This window comes from Paraburkholderia sp. MM5496-R1 (assembly GCF_050436205.1).
Classification (GTDB): domain Bacteria; phylum Pseudomonadota; class Gammaproteobacteria; order Burkholderiales; family Burkholderiaceae; genus Paraburkholderia; species Paraburkholderia tuberum.
This window is the reverse complement of sequence record NZ_JBNDLT010000002.1, coordinates 3,318,481-3,340,044: the sequence shown is the minus strand read 5'-3', so window position 1 is coordinate 3,340,044 and position 21,564 is coordinate 3,318,481. Positions and strand designations below refer to the sequence as shown.

The 21,564-nt window shown below is 64.8% G+C and carries 20 protein-coding genes; 13 read left to right on the top strand and 7 right to left on the bottom strand.

Going from position 1 to position 21,564, the window contains the following annotated elements:
* Positions 1-103 precede the first annotated feature (103 nt).
* A complete protein-coding gene (locus OKW38_RS22530) occupies positions 104-850 on the top strand; it encodes a GntR family transcriptional regulator (protein ID WP_013090333.1) in 747 nt (248 codons plus the stop codon).
* Here OKW38_RS22530 and OKW38_RS22525 read toward each other — a convergent pair.
* Entirely contained in the window at positions 820-2,316 is a 1,497-nt protein-coding gene (locus OKW38_RS22525) for a CoA transferase (protein WP_429363109.1), read from the bottom strand. The genes OKW38_RS22530 and OKW38_RS22525 overlap by 31 nt on opposite strands.
* Before the next feature lie 126 nt (positions 2,317-2,442).
* Here OKW38_RS22525 and OKW38_RS22520 point away from each other — a divergent pair, with 126 nt between their 5' ends.
* The gene (locus OKW38_RS22520; protein ID WP_429363107.1) at positions 2,443-3,684 is read left to right on the top strand and encodes a citrate/2-methylcitrate synthase; all 1,242 of its coding nucleotides are present in this window, start codon (positions 2,443-2,445) and stop codon (positions 3,682-3,684) included.
* Between the two features lie 35 nt (positions 3,685-3,719).
* On the opposite strand, the gene OKW38_RS22515 is transcribed toward OKW38_RS22520, so the two are convergent.
* A complete protein-coding gene (locus OKW38_RS22515; RefSeq protein WP_090801599.1) occupies positions 3,720-4,025 on the bottom strand; it encodes a DUF2917 domain-containing protein in 306 nt (101 codons plus the stop codon).
* A 183-nt stretch (positions 4,026-4,208) separates the two neighbouring features.
* On the opposite strand from OKW38_RS22515, the gene OKW38_RS22510 reads away from it, so the two are divergent.
* The 3 genes from OKW38_RS22510 to OKW38_RS22500 all read left to right on the top strand — a co-directional run bounded on the left by OKW38_RS22510 (position 4,209) and on the right by OKW38_RS22500 (position 8,840).
* A complete protein-coding gene (locus OKW38_RS22510) occupies positions 4,209-5,627 on the top strand; it encodes a PLP-dependent aminotransferase family protein (protein WP_429335227.1) in 1,419 nt (472 codons plus the stop codon).
* Positions 5,628-5,756: 129 nt separating this feature from the next.
* Positions 5,757-7,217 carry a multidrug transporter subunit MdtD gene (mdtD, locus tag OKW38_RS22505; RefSeq protein ID WP_429335228.1) on the top strand — a complete coding sequence of 487 codons (1,461 nt, stop codon included), beginning with the start codon at positions 5,757-5,759 and terminating at the stop codon, positions 7,215-7,217.
* 348 nt (positions 7,218-7,565) lie between these two features.
* Entirely contained in the window at positions 7,566-8,840 is a 1,275-nt protein-coding gene (locus OKW38_RS22500) for an EAL domain-containing protein (RefSeq protein WP_187614144.1), read from the top strand.
* Here OKW38_RS22500 and OKW38_RS22495 read toward each other — a convergent pair.
* Positions 8,796-9,851 (bottom strand): sigma-70 family RNA polymerase sigma factor, encoded by a 1,056-nt coding sequence (locus OKW38_RS22495; protein WP_429363105.1) that lies wholly within the window; start codon positions 9,849-9,851, stop codon positions 8,796-8,798. The two genes, OKW38_RS22500 and OKW38_RS22495, sit on opposite strands and share 45 nt — an antisense overlap.
* A gap of 24 nt (positions 9,852-9,875) precedes the next feature.
* Between OKW38_RS22495 and OKW38_RS22490 the strand changes: the two genes are divergently transcribed.
* From OKW38_RS22490 to OKW38_RS22480, 3 genes are all read left to right on the top strand, one after another.
* Positions 9,876-10,064, top strand: a complete 189-nt coding sequence (locus OKW38_RS22490; protein ID WP_184058213.1) for a hypothetical protein — start codon at positions 9,876-9,878, stop codon at positions 10,062-10,064.
* A 57-nt stretch (positions 10,065-10,121) separates the two neighbouring features.
* Positions 10,122-10,769: an ATP-dependent Clp endopeptidase proteolytic subunit ClpP gene (gene clpP / locus OKW38_RS22485; protein ID WP_429335231.1), complete on the top strand. Its 648-nt coding sequence runs from the start codon at positions 10,122-10,124 to the stop codon at positions 10,767-10,769.
* Positions 10,770-10,933: 164 nt separating this feature from the next.
* The gene (locus OKW38_RS22480; RefSeq protein WP_429363103.1) at positions 10,934-12,484 is read left to right on the top strand and encodes an NYN domain-containing protein; all 1,551 of its coding nucleotides are present in this window, start codon (positions 10,934-10,936) and stop codon (positions 12,482-12,484) included.
* A 121-nt stretch (positions 12,485-12,605) separates the two neighbouring features.
* Here the strand turns inward: OKW38_RS22480 and OKW38_RS22475 are convergent, their stop codons facing one another.
* From OKW38_RS22475 to xseA, 3 genes are all read right to left on the bottom strand, one after another.
* Positions 12,606-13,157, bottom strand: a complete 552-nt coding sequence (locus OKW38_RS22475; protein WP_090801611.1) for a glycine zipper family protein — start codon at positions 13,155-13,157, stop codon at positions 12,606-12,608.
* Between the two features lie 618 nt (positions 13,158-13,775).
* A complete protein-coding gene (sodB, locus tag OKW38_RS22470) occupies positions 13,776-14,354 on the bottom strand; it encodes a superoxide dismutase [Fe] (RefSeq protein ID WP_013090345.1) in 579 nt (192 codons plus the stop codon).
* 216 nt (positions 14,355-14,570) lie between these two features.
* Entirely contained in the window at positions 14,571-15,950 is a 1,380-nt protein-coding gene (gene xseA / locus OKW38_RS22465; protein WP_429363101.1) for an exodeoxyribonuclease VII large subunit, read from the bottom strand.
* A 540-nt stretch (positions 15,951-16,490) separates the two neighbouring features.
* On the opposite strand from xseA, the gene lpxK reads away from it, so the two are divergent.
* The 5 genes from lpxK to OKW38_RS22440 all read left to right on the top strand — a co-directional run bounded on the left by lpxK (position 16,491) and on the right by OKW38_RS22440 (position 20,589).
* A complete protein-coding gene (lpxK, locus tag OKW38_RS22460; protein WP_429363099.1) occupies positions 16,491-17,507 on the top strand; it encodes a tetraacyldisaccharide 4'-kinase in 1,017 nt (338 codons plus the stop codon).
* Entirely contained in the window at positions 17,488-17,691 is a 204-nt protein-coding gene (locus tag OKW38_RS22455; protein WP_007180583.1) for a Trm112 family protein, read from the top strand. Before lpxK ends, OKW38_RS22455 begins: the two co-directional genes overlap by 20 nt.
* 208 nt (positions 17,692-17,899) lie before the next feature.
* Positions 17,900-18,694 (top strand): 3-deoxy-manno-octulosonate cytidylyltransferase, encoded by a 795-nt coding sequence (gene kdsB, locus OKW38_RS22450; RefSeq protein ID WP_429363097.1) that lies wholly within the window; start codon positions 17,900-17,902, stop codon positions 18,692-18,694.
* Between the two features lie 211 nt (positions 18,695-18,905).
* Complete coding sequence (gene adk / locus OKW38_RS22445) at positions 18,906-19,571, top strand: adenylate kinase (protein ID WP_090801619.1); 666 nt, start codon at positions 18,906-18,908, stop codon at positions 19,569-19,571.
* Positions 19,572-19,830: 259 nt separating this feature from the next.
* On the top strand, positions 19,831-20,589 hold the full coding sequence (locus OKW38_RS22440) for a 3-hydroxyacyl-CoA dehydrogenase (protein WP_429363095.1): 759 nt from the start codon (positions 19,831-19,833) through the stop codon (positions 20,587-20,589).
* A gap of 127 nt (positions 20,590-20,716) precedes the next feature.
* Here the strand turns inward: OKW38_RS22440 and OKW38_RS22435 are convergent, their stop codons facing one another.
* Entirely contained in the window at positions 20,717-21,559 is an 843-nt protein-coding gene (locus tag OKW38_RS22435; RefSeq protein WP_184023308.1) for a SirB1 family protein, read from the bottom strand.
* Positions 21,560-21,564 lie beyond the last annotated feature (5 nt).

Below are 21,564 nucleotides of genomic sequence, written 5' to 3'. Positions count from 1 at the left end.
TTAGCGGCTCCGCGGCCTCACAACGGCGCGCCTGGCAAAAGCCAGCTATAACAGGACGCGCCGATGTTTTAAAATTGCCGCTTGCCCATCTTGCGTGAGCCCCATGACCTCTGCCTCGGAAGACCGCTGGCGCGACCTGCGCCCGGACCCGGAAAACGACACGCCGCTCTATCTGCAACTTGCCCGCAAGCTCGGCAGCGCGATCCACGAAAACCGCTGGAACGCCGGCGAGGCGCTGCCTTCGGAGCGCGTGCTGTCGGAGGCGCTCGGCGTGTCGCGCATCACGTCGCGCAAGGCGATCGCGCTGCTCGTGGAGCAGGGTTTGATCCGCCGCACCCAAGGCGCGGGCAGCTTCATCACGCCGCGCTACGAAGATCCGTTGTCGCGTCTGTCGAGCTTCAGCGAAATGCTGCGGCGGCGCGGCTTCACGCCGAGTTCGAAGTGGCTGTCGCGCGAAATCTCGCCGGCCAATCGCGACGAGGTGATCCAACTGGGTCTGTCGCCCGCCGCAGCGGTCACGCGGCTGCGGCGGCTGCGGCTCGCCGACGGCATCGTGATGGCGGTCGAGAATTCGACGTTCCCGGCCGCGGTGATTCCCGATCCACAGGCAATCGGCGACTCGCTGTACACGTATCTGGAGAATCGCGGACTGACGATCGTGCGCGCGTTGCAGCACTTCCGCGCGGTGAACGCGAGCGACGAGATCGCGCAGCAGATGAGCATCGCGCCGAACGAGGCGTTGCTGTTGATCACGCGCGTGGGTTATACGGCGGATCAACGCGCGATCGAACTGACGGACACGTACTGCCGCAACGATTACTACGACTTCGTGGCGGAGTTGCGAAAGTAAGCTGCGACGCGGTGGGCGGTTAGGTACGCCGCGTTCCCAACCTGAACGCGCCGCCCGCTCCAACCGTCACGGCCACCGGGCTTCGTGCGCGCCGGCGGCAGCGCATAAAACGCAGGCGTCTGCTCCAGTTCCTCCGCCGGCAGCACGCCAAGCACACGCCCGAACTCCGATTGCACGCTCGCGACGCAATCGCGCACATCGTCGAGCGACACCTCGGGCGCCTGCTGCCCATCGGCCAGCAGCCCGAACGACTGCAGCCAACGCCCCGTCTGCGCAAGAGACACCTTCACATGCCAGCTGCCGCCCTCGCGAGCGCGCCGCGCGAGCGCGACCATCGCGCCGAACGCGGCCAGATAGCCGGTCGCGTGATCGAGCGCCTGACACGGCAGATGCCGCGGCTCGGCTGAACCCGCCGCCGCGCGCTCGGTCCACGCGATGCCGCTCGCCGACTGCACCAGACTATCGAAGCCGCGTCGCTGCGCCCACGGCCCTGTGTGCCCGTACGCGCACACCGAGACATAGACGATGCCGGGCCGCAGCCGTGCCAGCTCGTCCGGCCCGAAGCCGCGCGCCTTGAGCGCGCCCGGACGATAGGCCTGCAGGAACACGTCGGCATCGCGCGCGAGTCCGCGCAACGTGTCGCAGCCTGCCGCCTCGCGCAGATCGACGATTGCCGAACGCTTGCCGCGGCCGTTGTCGATCACGAGCGGCGCGATGTTCGGCAGATGCGGCCCGTTGATCGTCAACACGTCCGCGCCATGATGCGCAAGCGCGCGGCCGGCCACCGGTCCCGCGATGATCCGCGACAGATCCAGCACCCGCACACCCGCGAGCGGGCGGTCGATACCAGGCTCGGCGTCAGCGGCGGCGTGGCGCGGCGGCTCGGCCGGGGCGTCACCGATGCGCTCGATCTCGAACAGCGGCAAGCGCGCGATCGCTTTGGCCTGCTCGAGCGCAGCCCATTCGTCGGGCGTGCGAATCAAGGCGGCGCACAGGCCCGCGTCGGCGAGCGTTTGATCGAGCGTCGCGCCCTCCCAGCCGCGAATCGCGGCCGCCACCGAGTGCCGCCCATTGTCACAGCCGAGCACCTCGAGCACGCCCTTCAAGTGATGCGCAAAATTCGTATGCAGCTGGATCCAGCGGCCGTCGCCCGTTTCATAGAAGCCGGTGACCGGATCGCGCAGCGCGGGCGGCGGCCCATCGTCGATCCGCAAATAGCGTTCGCTGCGAAACGCCGCCAGCGCGCGACGCATCTGCACCGACACCTGTTGCAGGCGAGCGCTGCGCAAGCGCCAGTATTCGGCGGCGGCGAGGCCCGTCGCGGCGATGGTCGACGCCGCGAGGCTGCCGACACGGTAGACCGACGGCAAGCCGGGATCCGCGCCGGCGAGCGACACGGCGTGCAGCGCGACCGGATCGCAGCCGGCGAGGGTCCAGATGTGCTTGAGGGCGAGTTCGGGCGTCATGGGATCGGGCGCGCTGGCCGCGCGGACAGGAAGCAGATACACCGAGTCTAAATTTGCACCTTGCCGCAATCAATGTTGATTATGATAATCAACATATATTGATTTCTTCGGTTTATACCCACTTTTATGCCAGCCCCGATTTACCTGAGCGCCGCCGAAGCGGCCGCAACGCTCGGCGTCAGCTTGCCGACGCTGTACGCGTATGTAAGCCGAGGCATGCTCGGCTCGTCGCCGGATGCGCAAGGCAGGCATCGGCTCTACGATGCCGCTGAGGTGCGCCGCCTCGCGCGTCGCAAGGCGGACGGCAAACGCGCCGGCAAGGTCGCGCAGAAGGTGCTCGACTGGGGCGTACCGGTGCTCGAATCGTCGATCACGCTGGTCGCGGACGGTCGGCTGCTGTATCGCGGGCACGATGCGATCGAGCTCGCGCGCAGTGCGTCACTCGAAGACGTCGCGGCGCTGTTGTGGGAATGCAGCGCGCGGCGCATCGCCGATGCGCCGGTCGTGCCGCTCGCCCCCGCGCAATGGGCCGCGTGGCTCAAGCTGTGGAGTGACAGCACGCCGCTCGATCGCGCGCTGGTGCTGCTGCCGGCCGCCGCCGCGCAGATGCCGCGCGTGTGGGCGCTCGGCCGCGATGCGCAGCTCGACACCGCGTGCGCCGTGATGCGGCTGCTGGCCGCCGCGATGCTGCCGGCGGCGCCGTCGAACGAACCGCTGCATCGGCAGATCGCGACGGCCTGGCGGGTGAGCAGCCGTCAGCAAAGCGGATTGCTGCGCGCGGCCTTGGTCGCCTGCGCGGATCACGAGCTGAACGCGTCGACGTTCACGGTCCGTTGTATCACGTCGACGGGCACGCACCTGTTCGGTGCGGTCGCGGGCGGGCTCGCGGCGCTTTCCGGGCCGCGTCACGGCGGCGAAACCGTGCGCATCGCCGCGCTGCTCGATGAGGCGTCGCGCTCGCCCGAGCTGGACCGCTACCTGGCGAACCGTCTCGCGCGCCACGAGCACGGCGCGCAAGGGCCGGTGCTGTCGGGCTTCGGTCATCCGCTCTATCCGGACGGTGATCCGCGCGCGCGGCTATTGCTGACGATGCTCGCCGACTGCGCGCCAGCCCGCTCGCCGCTCAACGAGGTGCAGCAGGTCGCGCGAGCGGTGCGCGACACGACCGGCGCGGAGCCGACGGTGGATTTCGCGCTTGCCGCGATCGAGCGCGTGCTCGGCTTGCCGAGCGGGGCCGCGTTCACGCTGTTCGCGCTCGGGCGGGTGGTCGGCTGGATCGCGCACGCGATGGAGCAGGCGCGCGATGGCCGGTTGATCCGGCCGCGGGCGCGGTATATCGGGGAGTATGAGGCGGGCGGTGCTGCTTAGGGACCAGGAAGAGGCGGCTCGCCGTTCGCCCTGCATCAGACCACGCCCGGCCGACGCGCCAGCCAAGCCGGCATCGGCCAGCCGAATAGCAGCCTCGGCAACCTGCGTTCCGAGCCGCTCGCCAGCGCAAAACGCGCCCCGGCCCGCCCGGCGCTGATCCATGCCACCGATCCACGCGCCAACTCGATCGACTGCCCCGCCGCCAGCCAGTGATCCTCATGCTCGCCCTCGACGGTCAGCCAGACGTTGCCGCTGATCACCTTGAAAATCGTCGGACGCGCAACCCGCCAGGCCGTGACGGGCTCGCCATGTTCCAGCTCGAAAACTCGCACTTCTCGCATCGCCGTTCTCCTCGATGAACTTTCTGTTGTACCGATTATTGACGTGCGATGATCGGAGACCCATGCACAGTTCCGAACACTTCCATCGGAACTGTTCAGTCAAAAAACCGAACAGTTGGCATGGCTCGCGCGGCGCAGGTTTAAAACTTTCGCGCTCGCAGGCCGGCGACAGAAGGCAAGCGTATGAAACTCGAAATCCAGCTCGATCGGGACAACGGCGTGCCGCTGACCGAGCAGATCGTCGCGGGCGTCTCGGCGTGGATCCGCTCGCGCAATGCGCATCCTGGCTCAAAGCTGCCGTCGATCCGCCAGTTCGCCGCCGACTTCGGCGTAAGCCGCTTTCCGGTGATCGAGGCATACGACCGGTTGGTGTCGCTCGGCTATGTCGACTCGCGCCACGGCTCCGGCTTTTACGTCGCCGATCGCCAACCGACCGACATGCGCTGCCAGGGCACTTCGGACCCGCGCCGCGCCGATGTCGAGTCGGACCATCTGCTCGAGCAATTCAACTTTCCGGGCGAAACGCTGAAGCTCAGCACCGGTTTCATCCCCGAAAGCTGGCGCGACATCGATGGCATTGCGCAGGCGATCCGCCACGTGTCGCGAACCGATCCGGCTAGCATGGTCGAGTACGCGACGCCGCTCGGCAACCCGGTCTTGCGCGAACAGTTGCGCGGCCGCATTGGCCAGTTGGGCATCCAGGCAGACGCATCGCAGATTCTGATCACCAATGGCGCGAGCCAGGCGTTCGATCTGCTGGTGCGCTACATGCTCAAGCCAGGCGACACGATCTTTGTCGAGGACCCCGGTTACTACAACCTGTACGGCCTGTTGCGCCTGCACGGCATGAAGCTGATCGGCATTCCACGCACCGGCAATGGTCCCGACCTCGACACGATGCAGGCGCAACTGAAGCTGCACCGGCCCAGATTGCTGCTCATCAACACCGTGTTCCACAATCCGACCGGCACCACGGTCGCACCGCAGGTCGCATTCCGTTTGCTGCAAATGGCGCGAGAGCATGGCTTCCAGATCATCGAGGACGATATCTACGCGGATTTTCAGACCGAGCTCACCGACCGCCTGGCCACCCTCGACCAACTCGAACAGGTGATCTACATCGGCGGATTGTCGAAAACGCTGTCGTCTTCGCTGCGGGTCGGCTACGTGGTTGCGAGTCACGCGATCATCAAGGACCTGGTCGACATCAAGATGCTGACGAGCATCGGCTGTTCGCGCTTTGCCGAAGCGGTGGCGGTGTCGATGCTGGAGCGCGGCGCATATCGCAAATATCTGGAGCGACTGCGCCGCCAGATGCGCGGCGCGCTCGGCTCGACCGTCCAGACACTCGAAGATACCGGCTGGGAGATCTTCGAAGAACCAGCGGGCGGCAAGTTCGTGTGGGCACGCGTGCCGCATGTCGCGGACGCCGAGCGGCTCGTTGAATGCGGCGTGCCCCTCGGAGTGACGGTGCTGCCTGGACAACACTTCAGGCCGAACCGGGAGGTGAGCCCGTGGATCAGAATTCATGTGGCGTTTGGCAACGAGCCACGTGCGCAGGCGTTTTTTCATGCGGCGGCGCAGTTGCCGCCTGATGCGTGAACACGGCGCGGAGCGCGGCCGTGACGCAGCACCGACACCCGCGCAACGCTGCGCCGCCCGCTGCGCCGGGACCCGCTTTTCCCTAGAATAGCGAGTCCCAACCCGACCGAGCGCGCCTAGCCACCTCATATGTCCACGACGACGCCTCCGCCCGCCCTCGCTCCCGATATCCCCTCGGGTCCTTCGCCCCGCTCGCTGACCGTGATGCTGTGGCTGGTCGCCACCGGCTTCTTCATGCAGACGCTCGATTCGACGATCGTCAACACCGCGCTGCCCGCGATGGCGACAAGCCTCGGCGAACTGCCGCTGCGCATGCAATCGGTGGTGATCGGCTACTCGCTGACGATGGCGGTGATGATCCCCGTGTCCGGCTGGCTCGCCGACAGACTCGGCACGCGGCGCGTGTTCTTCAGTGCGATCCTCGTGTTCGCGGTGGGCTCGTTGCTGTGCGCGAACGCGCATACGCTGAACCAACTGGTGCTGTTTCGCGTTCTGCAAGGCGTGGGCGGCGCGATGCTTCTGCCCGTTGGGCGGCTCGCGGTGCTGCGAACCTTTCCGGCTGAGCGCTATCTGCCGGCGTTGTCGTTCGTGGCGATTCCGGGGCTGATCGGACCGTTGATCGGACCGACGCTCGGTGGCTGGCTCGTCAAGATCGCGTCGTGGCACTGGATCTTTCTGATCAACGTGCCGGTGGGCATCGTGGGCTGCATCGCGACGTTTATCTTCATGCCGGATAGCCGCAACGAACACACGAGCAAATTCGACCTTGGCGGCTACCTGTTGCTGGTGGTGGGCATGGTGGCGATTTCGTTCGCGCTCGACGGCCGCACCGAGTTCGGCATTCAACATGCGACGGTGCTGGTGCTGCTGATTCTGAGCATGGCGTGCTTCGTTGCGTATGGGCTGCACGCGGTGCGCGTGCCCGCGCCGATCTTCCCGCTCGATCTGTTCAAGATCCACACGTTTAGCGTTGGGCTGCTCGGTAATCTGTTCGCGCGGATCGGCAGCGGCTCGATGCCCTACCTGATTCCTCTGCTGTTGCAGGTGAGCCTCGGCTATAGCGCATTCGAAGCCGGGCTGATGATGCTGCCCGTGGCGGCCGCGGGCATGGCGACGAAGCGCCTCGTGACGAAGCTGATTCTGAAGTACAGCTACCGGCGCGTGCTGATGGCGAACACGATTCTGGTCGGCCTGATGATGGCGAGTTTCGCGCTCACGAGCACGCATCAGCCGCTGTGGCTGCGGCTCGTGCAACTGGCGATCTTCGGCGGCGTGAACTCGATGCAGTTCACCGCGATGAACACGTTGACGTTGAAGGACCTCGGCACCGGCGGCGCCAGCAGCGGCAATAGCCTGTTTTCGCTCGTGCAGATGCTTTCGATGAGTCTCGGCGTGACGGTGGCCGGTGCGTTGCTGACAACCTTTACCGGCATCATGCAACGCGCGACTGGCGCCAATTCGCTGCCCGCGTTTCATGCGACGTTCCTGTGTGTCGGCATCATCACCGCATGCTCGTCATGGATCTTTGCGCAGTTGTCGCCGGAGATTCGCACGCCCGCGAAAAAGACCGATCCTTCGGAGCGTACTTGAAAGCCGCAGTAGCCAGGACGACGCATCCTCGTGCACTCGCGAACGGATTTCCGGGCATCGCTCCGCGCGCGCCGCGCGCCGCACGCAGCACGCAGCACGCAGCACGCAGCACGCTTGCACAGCGTCGCCGACCCGCAACAGGGCGCGTCCCGCACCAGCGAAGTGCGCGTTATCGCCTTCGTACCGCGGCGGGCGCACAACGATTTCCTCGGAGCATTGCTGGTGGACGCTCGAGCTTTGTTCGAACACGCGCATAGTTCTTGCTCGTCTATCCTGTAAACTCTTGGTCTGCGCGCGCGAACTCCTGCCTGGCCCAGCAAGCCCCGCCATTTCCACACGACTGACACGATGAGCATGATCGAACTCGATCCTCCCGGCTTCCAGCCACCACGCCCGATGGCCGGCGACGAAGGCTCCCGGCGTACCGTTCTCTATGGCGGCTACACCGTTTTCAGCGTGTTTCAGCCGGTCTTTTCGGTATCGCACCGGCGCGCGATCGGGTATCACGCGTCGCTGCGCGTGCACGACGAGCATGAGCGGCAAGTGCCCTCGCACGAAGTCTTTACGCAGGCCGCGCGACGCGGCGATCTGCTGGAACTCGGACGGCTGGCCGAATCGCTGCACCTCGGCAACTTCAACGCATTCGACAGCCACGACGAATGGCTCTTCCTCAGCCTGCATCCGGCCGCACTGATGGACACCAGCTACGGCGACGCGCTGCTTGCCAGCCTGAAGGCGCTCGGCCTGCCGCCGCAGCGCGTGGTACTCGAAGTATCCGAACAGGCTGGCGGCGAAACCACGCGCTTCGCCGAAATCGTCGATTCGCTGCGCAAGTCCGGTTTCCTGATCGCGCTCGACGGCTTTGGCGCCAAGCATTCGAACATCGACCGGGTGTGGAATCTGCGGCCGGACATCGTCACGCTCGACCGCTGCATCCTCGCGCAAGCGAGTGAACACTCGCATATCGAGCGCGTGTTGCCGGGCCTCGTCTCTCTGTTGCACGAGTCTGGGCAACTGGTGCTGATGGGCGGTCTGAGCACCGAACGTGATGCGCTGATCGCGCTCGAATGCAATGTCGACTTCGTCCAGGGCGCATTTTTCGCGGGTCCGAGCGTCGAACCCGTCAAGCCGCAAGTTGCCGCTGGCCTGATGGATTCGCTCTCCGCTTCGCTGCGCGAACGCGTTGCCGCTCGAGAGAAAGCGCAATCCGCGCGGCTCGCGCCGTATGTCACGGCGCTCGAGGCAGCCGCCGCGCAGCTGGTTGCCGGGGAATCGATCATGCAGGCGACCGCACCTCTGCTCGCGCTCGGAGAAACGGCGCGCTGCTTTGTTTTGGACGGTTCGGGGCGGCAGATCGGCGACAACGTGCTGCCGCCGGGGCGCACATCGCAACGCGCAAAGCGCTTCAGCCCGCTGCTGCATTCCGAAGGCGCGAGTTGGGAGCGCCGCCCGTACTTCATTCAGGCGATGCGTCAACCGGGGCGGGTTAATCTGACGCCGCCGTATCTGTCGATCAACGAAGCGCATCTGTGCGTGACCGCCTCGATTGCCGCGCACACGTCGCATGGTACGCAGGTGCTATGCGTCGACATCAACTGGGAAGTCGCGGCTCACCGTAACTGACGCCCCCGGATGGTCCTTGATGCGGGCAAGCAGTTCCATGACCGCATCACGGCCCAGCATCCGGTTGGCCGCCCGCAGATGCGCGGCGCTGGTCAGGATGCGCAGCGAGACGATTTTCGCCGAAAGGTCCGTTTTGCCATCCGTCACCACGTCGATTAACCCGACGATCTCGCCGTCGCAGAACAGTGCGATGCACACCGCACCCGCCATCGACACCACCTCCGCATGGCTCGCCTGTTGCGCGAGCGATGTGACTACAGCCATCCACTTCGGACCTGAACCCGGTTCGCGGTCGCGTTGCGCTTCGGTTTCAGGCCTTGGCCCTTGTGCTCGAAGGGCCGGGTTGGCTGTGGGGAACGGAGGCGGCGGAGCGTACAAAGGCACGTCGCTGATCAGTTGCGGCGCATCGCTGAAAAGCTGTAGCAGGCCCGCCCGGTCTTGCGCTTCGAGCGCCGCGCGCAAACGCTCGACGATTCGCCCATGCACCGCCGGATCGGGCCGCTCCAACGGCGCCCCCGCACGTCTCAGACGCTCCTTGGCGCGATGAACCATTTGCCGGCAAGCGGCCGGTGTGCGCTCGAGAATCGAGGCGATTTCCGCATAACCGCACTCGAACGCTTCATGCAGGACGAGCGCCGCACGTTCGTCTGGTTTCAGATGTTCGAGAAGCAGCATCACGCCGTACGACATATCTGCCGCTCGCAACGCCAACTCCTCCGCCGATGGTGCGACCTCGTCGAGCCACGGCTCCGGCAACCAGCCACTAGCCTGTGACGCACGCTCGCGCTGTGCATGCCGCAGACGGTCGATCGCCGTGCGCGTGGTGAGCGTGGTGAGCCACGCGACCGGCGTTTGCACCGCCTGCGTATCGGCCAGGTGCCATTTGAGCCAGACATCCTGCACCACGTCTTCGGCCTCCGCGCGACTGCCGAGCATCCGATATGCGAGTGCCAGCAGACGGGCGCGCGCGGCCTCGAAACTGGATGCCTTGTCGATTCCCTGTTCCGTCATGCGTAGACCTCCCGATGGTGCGTGGTGAAGAAGCGGCTGCATACCGGCGGCATGGCTCAGGCGCGCGTCATGCTCGGTATTCCTGAGCTTGACGCATGGGCAACCGGTGATGTGACAGCGCGGCGCAAAAAAATTCGCTGTCACAACCTGTCACAACGCCAGCGGCTGCTTCGTCAAATGAGCAACAACCGGCGCATGTCACGCGGCTTCTGATCCGCGGCGGCCTGCGCATCCCGGAATGCCCGCGCCATCCATCTGAACGAGGAATCCATGCCTTCCAGTTACCCGTCTGTCTCCGGCCTCGGCCTTGTGCCCACGGTGATCGAACAATCCGGCCGGGGCGAACGTGCCTATGACATCTACTCCCGCCTGCTGCGCGAGCGCATCGTCTTTCTTGTCGGGCCCGTGAACGAGCAGTCAGCCAGTCTGATCGTCGCGCAATTGCTGTTTCTCGAATCGGAGAACCCCGACAAGGATATTTCTTTTTACATCAACTCGCCCGGCGGCTCCGTGTACGACGGCCTCGCGATTTACGACACCCTGCAGTTCATCAAGCCGGAGGTCTCGACCTTGTGCACGGGTTTTGCCGCGAGCATGGGCACCTTTCTGCTCACCGCGGGTCAATGCGGCAAACGGTATGCGCTACCCAATGCGCGCATCATGATTCACCAGCCGTCGGGCGGCGGTCAGGGCACCGCGGCGGACATCGAAATCCAGGCCAAGGAGGTGCTGTATGTACGAGCGCGTCTCAATGCGATGATGGCCGAGCGCACCGGACGCAGCATCGAAGAAATCGCGCGCGACACCGACCGCGACAACTTCATGTCGGCGCTCGAAGCGAGGGAATACGGATTGATCGATGACGTGCTGGAAGCTCGCGCGACATGGAACAACGCAGGCCGTCGCGACACCCTGTAACGGAACTGACATCGAGCCGCCCGCTGGACCACCGGTTGGACCGCAGGCTGCAAATTCGCACCTACCGATCGGTGCGAGCGCACCACAAAAGCTGCTCACCTTCGCTGGAATCGCTATCATGTCGCGATTCGTCGACTTCGACGACCGCTTCAATGGAGATACACATGGCGTCATCCAACGAAAACGTCAGCATGGCGCTGTTCTGCGACTTCGAGAATGTCGCGCTTGGCGTGCGCGACGCGAAGTACGACAAGTTCGACATCAAGCTGGTGCTCGAGCGCCTGCTGCTGAAGGGCAGCATCGTCGTCAAGAAAGCGTATTGCGACTGGGACCGTTACAAGAGCTTCAAAGGCGCGATGCACGAGGCCAATTTCGAGTTGATCGAAATTCCGCACGTGCGCCAATCGGGCAAGAATTCCGCCGACATCCGGCTCGTCGTCGATGCGCTCGATCTTTGTTACACGAAATCGCACGTCAATACGTTCGTCATCATCAGTGGTGATTCGGATTTCTCGCCGCTCGTGTCGAAGCTGCGCGAGAACGCCAAACAGGTGATCGGCGTCGGTGTGCAACAGTCCACCTCGGATCTGCTGATTGCGAATTGCGACGAGTTCTTCTTTTACGACGATCTTGTACGCGAAAGTCAGCGCGCAGTCGCAAGGCCCGAATCGTCTCGTCAGCAGCAGAACACCCAGCAGGCAGCCAAACGTGCGCCTGATGAAGAGAAGGCTCCGCCGAAGGAAGATCTGGAGAAGCGCCGCAGCAAGGCCGTTGAAATTGCGGTGCAGACATTCGACGCGCTCGCTTCCGAACGTGGCGACAGCGGCAAGATCTGGGCGTCCGTGCTGAAGAACGCGATCAAACGGCGCAAACCGGATTTCAACGAGACGTATTACGGGTTTCGCGCTTTCGGCAATCTGCTGGAAGAAGCGCAGGCGCGCGGGCTGCTCGAATTCGGCCGCGATGAAAAGTCAGGCGCGTACGTCTATCGAAGCACAGCCGTGAACGTTGCGAGTGAAGCGGCAAGTGAAACCATCGGCGAAACCGCGGCGGAGTCTGCCGAAACGGGGTCGGCTGAAGCGGTATCGGCCGAACAGGCGGCCGAACATTCGTATGAAGCGCAGGCGGCGCAAGCGGCCGCGTCCGAGTCGGGCGGCAAGCACAAGTCGCGGCGCAAGGAGCGCAACAACCGCAAGCTGGGGCGGGGTCAGCAGGAGGCCGCGCACGGCAAGCGCGGTCACCACGAAACGGCTGATGAAGAGCATGCGGCTACCGCTGCGGCTCTCACCGAACACGGGGAACCCGCCGAAGAGGTCGAGCGGCAGGAACCGCGTGAACACGCGCCGCTCCCACATGAGTTCGTCACTGAACCGATAGCTGAAGAGTCCAAAGCTCGCGCTGTAACAGCGCAAGCGGATACAGCCGCTGAACAAGTCGTATTCGGCCAAGGAACCGACCATTCCACCGACAGCGACCAACCCGCGCAGCGTCAAAGCGCCAAAAAGCGCGCATCGCGCAAAACGGCCGCGAAGAAAGTGAAGAAAAGCACGCCAGGCACGATCGAGGAAGTACCTGAGATCGCAGCGCCGGCCGCGCCCCCTGCTCCAGCAATCAACTCGGAAGAAGGGTCTGAGGCCGCGAGGAAGGCAGCCCGTAAAACGGCGTCCCGGAGCCGTCGCCCGCGCAAAGCGGCATCGACCGACAGCGCGGAATAAGGAGCGGCACGGATTCGACGATCGTCGCTAAAAGCTACCGCCCAACCGTCCTTCGGACTTGAAATGCAGTACCGGCCGACAATGCAAGACAAGCAAGCCGGCCGGCCTCAGCTATCGCCGCTCAGTAAGCCGGATAAGGCGCATACATGACGGGCGGAGGCGGCGCGTAATAAGGACGGGGCGCGACGTACACCGGCTGCGTCGAATAGTAAGGCTGCGGCTGAACGATCGTCTCACCCTTCGAGGTCATGCACTGGGCGTAGGCGGTGTCGTAGCGCGCCTGCATGCCGGCCGCCGAATACTGGGCGCCATTCGCGCCGTTCGCGCCCCCGATCAGCAGACCGCTGCCGGCGCCGATCGCCGCGCCCGCGCCGGCGTTGCCCGCCGCGGCGCCGAACAGCGCGCCGATCGCCGCGCCGCCGAGCGTGCCGAGCGCCGCGCTGTTCACGCTGTTCGTGGTGGCCGCCTGCGCAGCGCCGGACGGATTCGTTGATTGATTCGCGTAGTCGCGGCACGCGTAGTCGTTCTGCTGGAACTGGCTGAGCGGCTCGCCGCTGCGCGGCATCGCGGCTATGCTCGGGCCGCTCGGTGGCGCCACTGCGCAACCGCCTAACGCGAGCGCGATGACGGCGGCGGGAATCGCTAGGCTGATCGTTTTATTGCTGGGAATCATGGCGGTGCACTTCGGAGGATTGGAATTCAAACGTTAGGCTAGTCGCGAAATTCCGTGGTTACGGCTCAGTTACAGAAAGTTTTTTGCCCGGCTGGCTGGCCTCGACCTTGCTGCGAGTCGCTGCGGCGATTGGTACGTTATATCAAGTCATGCTTGTAGATGAGCTGGCAATCGATTGACACGACGCCGGCCGCGCCGAACGTCGTACTCCAGCAACCGGGCGCGACGACCTTCCCGAGCGCCGCGACCGCGCAGAACTTCCGGTATATGAACCATCCGCCGCCAGCGCCCGCCCTCGCCAGTTCGGCGAAGTCGACGGGCGGGGACCGGGCTCATCGGCATCGACAGATGTCCACGAATTCTGGCCCCGACGATTAGCCGCAGGGCCATTTCACTTAGCGCCGCGCCCCGCCAAACCGCAGTTACCAACTGTGACAAACTTCTTTCAGAAGCGCGTAAGAAGGGCATCCCTCGGTGGTAAGCAATATCAATTCCTCCCCTTCCAATCGCCTCCAGAAAGAAAAAGCCCTCGCGATGGAGGGCTTTCGCCTCTGGCTACCATCTTCAAACGCGACCGCAAGGATCACGACATCAGACGGCGAGCCGCAACCGGCAATCTCAAGCGAAGTTTTTCGCTGCGAAGTCCCAGTTGACGATGTTCCAGTACGCCTCGACGAACTTCGGACGCGCATTGCGATAGTCGATGTAGTAAGCGTGCTCCCACACGTCGATCGTCAGCAGAGCCTTCGCGTCGGTGGTGAGCGGCGTGGCGGCGTTGCTCGTCGACACGAGGTCGAGCGAACCATCAGCCTTCTTCACGAGCCATGCCCAGCCCGAGCCGAACGTGCCGACCGCGGTCTTCGCAAACTCTTCCTTGAACTTGTCGAACGAACCCCACTTCGCGTTGATGGCGTCAGCCAGCGCGCCGGTCGGTGCGCCGCCACCTTGCGGCGACAGGCTGTTCCAGAAGAACGTGTGATTCCACACCTGAGCCGAATTGTTGAAGATACCGCCCGACGACTTCTTGACGATCTCTTCCAGCGACAGGTTCTCGAACTCGGTGCCCTTGATCAGATTGTTCAGGTTGGTCACATAGGTCTGGTGATGCTTGCCATAGTGAAACTCGAGCGTCTCTTCCGACATGTGCGGAGCGAGCGCGTTTTTCGCAAACGGCAGCGGCGGGAGCGTATGTTCCATGGTGCTTTCCTTCTCTGTATCTGTTGTGGGGAGTCTGCGGATGACGCTATCGAGCACTCGATTGTAGGCGAGTTGGAATAACCCCGCAAACCAACGGCCTTTGTGTCCGGCATGTCGAACACGCCGTGCGCAAGGCCCATGAGAAGGGCGCGCATGGCGCGTGCCCGGCTCGTCGGAAGACAGTAAACAGGGCATCACGCGCCCACCGGTGAAACGTCAGAAACCGTCGGTCAGACGCGCCTGCACGTCGGCGAGCGCGACATCGGCCGAGCCTTCGGCGAGATGCATCGTCAGACGACGTCCAGGTTTCAGCGACGACGGCGTGCGAATCGCCCGACCGCTTTGCGCATCGAGCACGGCCGCATAACCGCGCTCGAGCGTGCGCTGTGGACTCAGCACTTCGAGTCGCGCGCTGAGCATGTCGATGCGCGCGACCTGTCGTTCATGCCGGCGCGATAGCGCCGCATTCAGACGCTGCGCCAACACGTTGACGCGCGTGCGCTCGGCCGCGAGATCCGGACGCCAGCGTTGCCAGCGCATCTGCAGCAACGAAAATCGCGCACGAGCGTCGCGCACCGGCCGGGCGCCCGCCGACGCGAGCCGAACGCGCAACTGCTGCAGATGCGTGCGCTGCCGAGCGAGCCGCTCGGCGGGCGACACGAGCCGGCGCGCCAGCCAGTCGAGCTGCTGCGCGCGCCGCTCCATCATGCGGCCGAACGCGCGCGCGAGCGTCGCGTGCCGATGATCAAGTTCGCGCAGCAGCATGACGCGCTGTGGACTGACGAGTTCGGCGGCACCGGTCGGCGTCGGTGCACGTACGTCGGCGGCGAAATCGGCAATCGTGAAATCGGTCTCGTGACCGACGCCGCTCACCACGGGTATGACGCTTTCCGCAATCGCGCGCGCGAGCACTTCTTCGTTGAACGCCCACAGATCTTCGATCGAGCCGCCGCCGCGACACACGATCAGCACGTCGACCTCGCGGCGCGCGCCAGCCGCCTCGACCATCGCGGCGAGCTTCGCGCTGACGCCCGCGCCCTGCACCGGCGCCGGATAAACGATCACCGGAATATGCGGCGCGCGACGCGACAGCGTCGTCAGCACATCGCGCAATGCGGCCGCCTGCAACGACGTGACGATACCGATCGCGCGCGGATGCGTCGGCAGCGCGCGCTTGCGCTCGGCGGCGAACAGCCCCTCGGCCTCGAGTTGCGCCTTCAACCGCAGAAACGCTTCGTACAAACGCCCCTGGCCGGTGCGGCGCACCGCTTCGACATTAAGCTGCAGTTCGCCGCGCGGCTCGTACATCGTGACGAGGGCGCGCACTTCGATGCGATCGCCTTCGCGCGGCATGAATTCGGCGTACTGAGCTCGACCGCGGAACATCACGCAGCGCATCTGCGCCTGCGTGTCCTTGATCGAGAAGTACCAATGGCCGCTCGCGGCGCGCGTGAAGTTCGACACCTCACCCGCGACCCAAACGAGTGGAAACGAGCGTTCGAGCATCGTGCCGATCGCGCGATTGAGCGCGGAGACGGGAACGACGACCTCACCGCCATGTGCGGCCGCAGAAGCAAAAGGATTTTCGGGGTTCATGCAAGGAATAAATAGCGCTGGCCGGACAGACGATAGACCGAGCGAAGAGCCGCGTCCAGCCGGAATCGCAGGATTGTTAAAAGTGTCCACATGGCGGGAACCGCCTGACGAATTCCGCCAGAACGCCCGCCAACGTCAATAAATTCCTGGCAGAGCCTTGATTTATATGGCGTTTGCATCTCGATAGCGAGCGAGTACTACGATCCAAAGCGCACGGAATGGCCCTTCGGGACGATCGGACGGCAGGTTCTCCACAAAGTTATCCACAGACTGTGAGCAACCGCACATAGCGTGGAGCGGCGCGCGTTGGACCTTACGCGACTTGCCGGGCGGGACGCCCGCGCGCTACAGTGCCGGGTTCGACGGCATGTCGATCGCGCAGCGCGGCGGAGAGCTTGCCCGGCCCGAGGCCACTGGGCGCGGGCGCGCCGCTCGCACCTCATTTTTCGACCCGTATTCGCATTCGATTGCCCGGAGAACCGCGTTGATGTTGACCCCGCGTAGTGCGCACGGCGCGCAGTCCGTGCTCGCAACCCGCCCATGAGCGAACTCAGCGACCGTCTCGGAGCGCGCCTCTCGCGCGAATGGCAGCAACGTGGACCGCTCGCCTGGGCGCTGACGCCGCTCGCCTGCGTGTTCGGCGCAGTCGCGGCCGCGCGCCGCGCCGCGTTTTCGCTCGGCTGGCTGAAATCGGTGCGCGTCGGCGTGCCGGTGGTGGTGGTCGGCAACGTGACGGTCGGGGGCACCGGCAAGACGCCGACCGTCATCGCGCTCGTCGAAGCGTTGCGCGCCGCGGGCTTAACGCCCGGCATCGTGTCGCGCGGCTACGGCGCGCGCGTGAGCACCCCGACCCGGGTCACGCCCGGTTCGTCGGCACGGGTCGGCGGAGACGAGCCGTTGCTGATCGCGCGCCGCACCGGCGCACCCGTGTGGGTCTGTCCGGACCGCGTCGCCGCCGCGCAGGCGCTGTGCGCCGCGCATCGCGACGTCGACGTGATCGTCAGCGACGACGGCTTGCAGCACTATCGCCTCGCGCGCGATGTCGAACTCGTCGTGTTCGATCACCGGCTCGGCGGCAACGGTTTCCTGCTACCGGCCGGGCCGCTGCGCGAGCCGCTGTCGCGCCGCCGCGACGCGACGCTGATCAACGATCCGTATGCGCGCACGCTGCCCGCGTGGCCGAACACGTTCGCACTGCAGCTCGCCCCTGCCGACGCGTGGCATCTCGACAATCCCGCACTGCGCCGCCCGCTTGCGCAATTCGCCGGTCAACGCGTGCTGGCCGCGGCCGGCATCGGCGCGCCGGAACGCTTTTTCGCGACAGTGCGCGCGGCCGGCCTCGCGCCCACGACGCGCGCGCTGCCCGACCACTACACGTTCGAGCGCAATCCGTTCACCGACGTCGACGCCGACGCGATCCTGATTACGGAAAAGGATGCGGTAAAATTGGGGGCCTGGCACGACGCGCGCATCTGGGTAGTCCCGGTCGAAGCCGCGCTTGATCACCGCCTCACTGCATTAGTTGTGGAGAAAGTCCGTGGACGCTCGCCTGCTTGAAATCCTCGTCTGCCCGATCTGCAAGGGCCCGCTCAGCTACGACCGCGCCGCGCAGGAACTGATCTGCAACGCGGACAAGCTCGCCTATCCGATCCGCGACGGCATTCCGGTGATGCTCGTCGACGAAGCGAGGCAGACCGTCGAAGGCACGCCGGTCGATCTGAATCCCGGCTCGGTCGCCTGACCCGCAGCGCCACTGCAGCGCGAGGCGTCGCGTCGTCTCGCTCGCGCGCGGGTCAAGGCAGGCTTCATCGATGCCACCGCCCCCTCCCCGCATGCGCTCCAAAATCGATCCACAGCCGTTTTCGCCGCCCCGGCTCATCTCCGACCCTGCGTGAGCGTCGCGCGCGCAGCCTCTTCCTCCGGCCTGATCGCCGACCGTTCCTGATCCGATGATCCACACCACCCCTCATCCGTTTATCGCCGTCGTGCCGGCCCGCCTCGCGTCGACGCGTCTGCCCAACAAGCCGCTCGCGGACATCGGCGGCAAACCGATGGTCGTGCGCGTCGCGCAGCGCGCGCGCGAATCGGGCGCGCAACAGGTGCTGGTCGCGTCGGACGCGCAGGAAGTGCTCGACGCGGCGCGAGACCACGGCTTCGACGCGGTACTCACGCGCGCCGACCATCCGTCGGGCACCGACCGTCTCGCGGAAGTGGCGACGCGTTTCGGCTGGAGCGACGACACGATCGTCGTCAACGTGCAGGGCGACGAGCCGCTGATCGACCCGGCGCTCGTGCGCGGCGTCGCCGCGCATCTGGCAACGACAAGCGACTGCGCGATCGCGACGGCCGCGCATCCGATCACCGATCCCGCCGAAATTTTCAATCCGAACGTCGTCAAGGTCGTGCCCGATGCGCGCGGCGTCGCACTGTATTTCTCGCGCGCGCCAATCCCGTGGGCGCGCGACGCATGGCAACCGCACTGGCCCAACGTCGCGTCGATGCCGACGCCGGCCGCGCCCGCCGTCGTATACCGGCACATCGGCCTGTACGCGTATCGCGCGAAATTTCTGCGCACGTACCCGAGCCTCGCGATCTCGCCGATCGAGCAGGTCGAAGCGCTCGAACAACTGCGCGCGATGTGGCATGGCGAGCGCATCGCGGTCCTCGTCACGCAAGACGTACCGTTGCCGGGGGTCGATACCGCCGCCGATCTCGCGCGCGTACGGGCCTTATTCGGGTCTTGAGCGCGGGAAGCCGTGGCATAATCGAACGGTTATGCGCGCCGCCCAGCGCAGGCGACACTCGGGTTATCCCGGTCGCGCCGTGCGGATCTTGCAGCGCCGTCGTATTCGACGTGCAGCGCGAGGTAGCCAACGGTAGCCGATGCGCAACCTGCGAGAATTGCCGGGAAGCATGCCGCGTCAACAAAGAATTCACATAGATCTGGAGATATCCATGCGTTTGATCCTGCTGGGTGCACCGGGTGCCGGCAAAGGCACTCAGGCCAACTTCATCAAGGAAAAGTTCGGCATCCCGCAAATTTCGACCGGCGACATGCTGCGCGCGGCCGTCAAGGCCGGCACGCCGCTCGGCCTCGAAGCAAAGCGCTTCATGGACGCCGGCGAACTCGTCACGGATGAGCTGATCATCAACCTCGTGAAGGAACGTCTGCAGCAGCCGGACTGCGCGAACGGCTATCTGTTCGACGGCTTCCCGCGCACGATTCCGCAAGCCGAAGCAATGAAGCAGGCCGGTGTCGCGATCGACTACGTGCTCGAAATCGACGTGCCGTTCGACGAGATCATCGTGCGCATGAGCGGCCGTCGCTCGCACCCCGCGTCGGGCCGCACCTATCACGTGACGTTCAATCCGCCGAAGGTCGAGGGCATCGACGACGTGACCGGCGAGCCGCTGATCCAGCGCGACGACGACAAGGAAGAAACGGTCAAGAAGCGTCTGGAAGTGTACGAATCGCAAACCAAGCCGCTGATCGAGTACTACAACGGCTGGGCGAAGAACGGCGATACGTCGAGCTCGGTGAAGGCGCCCCAATATCGCCGCATTTCGGGCCTCGGCAGCGTCGATGAAATTCGCGCCCGCGCGTTCGACGCGCTGAAGTAAGCCGGCTTGGTCCAAACATTACCGCTGTTTTCGTTGACCAAAACCCGCCCACGTTGGGCGGGTTTTTTGTTTGGCTCGGTGCGCAAACCAAAAGCGGCAAGCGGTGGGGAACGCCCAGCGGAACCAGTTAGGTTTCCATAGCGCTTGCATGCCGCCGCCCGCTTCGCTTTCCGCAGCGCAGCACAGCCGCTACAATCGATCGTCGTCGAAAAATGCTTCGCTCGAGACCGCACTGAACAACCGTAGCAAAGGAGAAGACATGGAAATTCGTGACAACGTGTTCCTGATCACCGGCGGCGCATCAGGGCTCGGCGCTGCCACCGCGCGCCTGCTCGTCGAGAACGGCGGCAAAGTCGTCCTCGCCGACCTGAATCTGGACGCGGGCGAGGCGCTCGCAAAGGAACTCGGCGGCGCTTTCGTCAAATGCGACGTGAGCCGGGAAGAGGACGCGCAACAGGCCGTCGAAGCCGCGACGAAGCTCGGTACGCTGCGCGGTCTCGTCAACTGCGCGGGCGTCGCGCCGGCCGCGAAGACCGTCGGCAAGGATGGCCCCCATTCGCTCGATCTGTTCACGCGCACGATCTCGATCAATCTGATCGGCACGTTCAACATGATCCGGCTCGCCGCGGTGCAAATGTCGAAGAACGAGCCGAACCCCAACGGCGAGCGCGGCGTGATCATCAACACCGCATCGGTCGCCGCGTTCGACGGCCAGATCGGCCAGGCGGCCTACTCCGCCTCGAAGGCTGGCGTGGTCGGTATGACGCTGCCGATCGCGCGAGACCTGTCGCGCAACGCGATCCGCGTGATGACGATCGCCCCCGGCCTCTTCGAAACGCCGATGCTGCTCGGCATGCCGCAGGAAGTGCAGGACGCGCTCGGTGCGATGGTGCCGTTCCCGCCGCGCCTCGGCAAACCGGCCGAATACGCGATGCTCGCCAAGCAGATCTTCGACAATCCGATGCTGAACGGCGAGGTGATCCGGCTGGACGGCGCGATCCGCATGCAGCCGAAGTGAGGATCGCTTAGCGATCGATCTGGTCGCCGATGCTAGGCCAAGGCCTGCATACGGCGATAAAAAAACGCCTGTGCATGTGCGACATGTGCAGGCGTTTGTGTTTTATGCAGCGTGAAAACGCGCGTCGCTATTCGCCGCCATCATGCCGCGTGCGCTGCCGCAATTCATGCAACTGCGACTCGACCACGGTGGCATCTTCCGCATCGGGGCGATCGCCGAGATAGCTTTCGAGGTCCTCGAGCGCGGGCCGCAGATAATCGAGCCGCGCATACGCGAAACCGCGATCCCGCACTTCCTCGATATTGTCCGGCAGCAGAATGACGAGCCGTTGCTGCACCGCGAGCAGACGTTGCCAACGCTCGGTCTGCAGATAGATCGCCTTCAGGTTGCGCAACATCCGCGCGACGATCTCGCGATGCGTGGCCGGTTGCAGCAGCATGCGTAGCGCGCGCCCGACCGAATCGCCGGCCGACGCGACGTACGGCTCGAGCATCTCGACCATCTGCGCTTCGGACAGCGAATGACCGGTGGTCGGATCGAGCATTACGTCGCCGTCGGGCATCGTCACGCGCAGCAGGAAGTGGCCTGGAAACGACACCCCTCGCACCGGAACGCCGAATTGCTCGGCCATCTCCAGATAGAGCACCGCGAGCGAAATCGGAATGCCGCGGCGACGTTTGAGTACGACGTTCAGATGGCTGTTGTCGGGGTCGTAGTAATCGTTCAGGTTGCTCGCGAAACCGAGTTCGCGGAAAAAGAAACGGTTGAGGATGCCAACCTTCTGACGGATGTCGGCATCGTCGGGCATGCGGCGCCGCAGCCGCAGCACCAGCTCGTCGATCTCGGCGAGCACCGACTGCAGATCGAGGTCGGGATAGGCATCCTGCGCGATCGAGAGCGCCGTCTCGGTCAGCGGCAGGCTCTCGTCTTCGGCGACGAGCGTACTGAAATAATCGAGAACCCGCGACATGGTGA

What these genes read in the sequence shown, in the direction of transcription:
- OKW38_RS22530 (WP_013090333.1), top strand. Translation starts at nt 104, where the DNA reads ATGACCTCTGCCTCGGAAGACCGCTGGCGCGACCTGCGCCCGGACCCG.
- OKW38_RS22525 (WP_429363109.1), bottom strand. Translation starts at nt 2,316, where the DNA reads ATGACGCCCGAACTCGCCCTCAAGCACATCTGGACCCTCGCCGGCTGC.
- OKW38_RS22520 (WP_429363107.1), top strand. Translation starts at nt 2,443, where the DNA reads ATGCCAGCCCCGATTTACCTGAGCGCCGCCGAAGCGGCCGCAACGCTC.
- OKW38_RS22515 (WP_090801599.1), bottom strand. Translation starts at nt 4,025, where the DNA reads ATGCGAGAAGTGCGAGTTTTCGAGCTGGAACATGGCGAGCCCGTCACG.
- OKW38_RS22510 (WP_429335227.1), top strand. Translation starts at nt 4,209, where the DNA reads ATGAAACTCGAAATCCAGCTCGATCGGGACAACGGCGTGCCGCTGACC.
- mdtD (WP_429335228.1), top strand. Translation starts at nt 5,757, where the DNA reads ATGTCCACGACGACGCCTCCGCCCGCCCTCGCTCCCGATATCCCCTCG.
- OKW38_RS22500 (WP_187614144.1), top strand. Translation starts at nt 7,566, where the DNA reads ATGAGCATGATCGAACTCGATCCTCCCGGCTTCCAGCCACCACGCCCG.
- OKW38_RS22495 (WP_429363105.1), bottom strand. Translation starts at nt 9,851, where the DNA reads ATGACGGAACAGGGAATCGACAAGGCATCCAGTTTCGAGGCCGCGCGC.
- clpP (WP_429335231.1), top strand. Translation starts at nt 10,122, where the DNA reads ATGCCTTCCAGTTACCCGTCTGTCTCCGGCCTCGGCCTTGTGCCCACG.
- OKW38_RS22480 (WP_429363103.1), top strand. Translation starts at nt 10,934, where the DNA reads ATGGCGTCATCCAACGAAAACGTCAGCATGGCGCTGTTCTGCGACTTC.
- OKW38_RS22475 (WP_090801611.1), bottom strand. Translation starts at nt 13,157, where the DNA reads ATGATTCCCAGCAATAAAACGATCAGCCTAGCGATTCCCGCCGCCGTC.
- sodB (WP_013090345.1), bottom strand. Translation starts at nt 14,354, where the DNA reads ATGGAACATACGCTCCCGCCGCTGCCGTTTGCGAAAAACGCGCTCGCT.
- xseA (WP_429363101.1), bottom strand. Translation starts at nt 15,950, where the DNA reads ATGAACCCCGAAAATCCTTTTGCTTCTGCGGCCGCACATGGCGGTGAG.
- lpxK (WP_429363099.1), top strand. Translation starts at nt 16,491, where the DNA reads ATGAGCGAACTCAGCGACCGTCTCGGAGCGCGCCTCTCGCGCGAATGG.
- kdsB (WP_429363097.1), top strand. Translation starts at nt 17,900, where the DNA reads ATGATCCACACCACCCCTCATCCGTTTATCGCCGTCGTGCCGGCCCGC.
- adk (WP_090801619.1), top strand. Translation starts at nt 18,906, where the DNA reads ATGCGTTTGATCCTGCTGGGTGCACCGGGTGCCGGCAAAGGCACTCAG.
- OKW38_RS22440 (WP_429363095.1), top strand. Translation starts at nt 19,831, where the DNA reads ATGGAAATTCGTGACAACGTGTTCCTGATCACCGGCGGCGCATCAGGG.
- OKW38_RS22435 (WP_184023308.1), bottom strand. Translation starts at nt 21,559, where the DNA reads ATGTCGCGGGTTCTCGATTATTTCAGTACGCTCGTCGCCGAAGACGAG.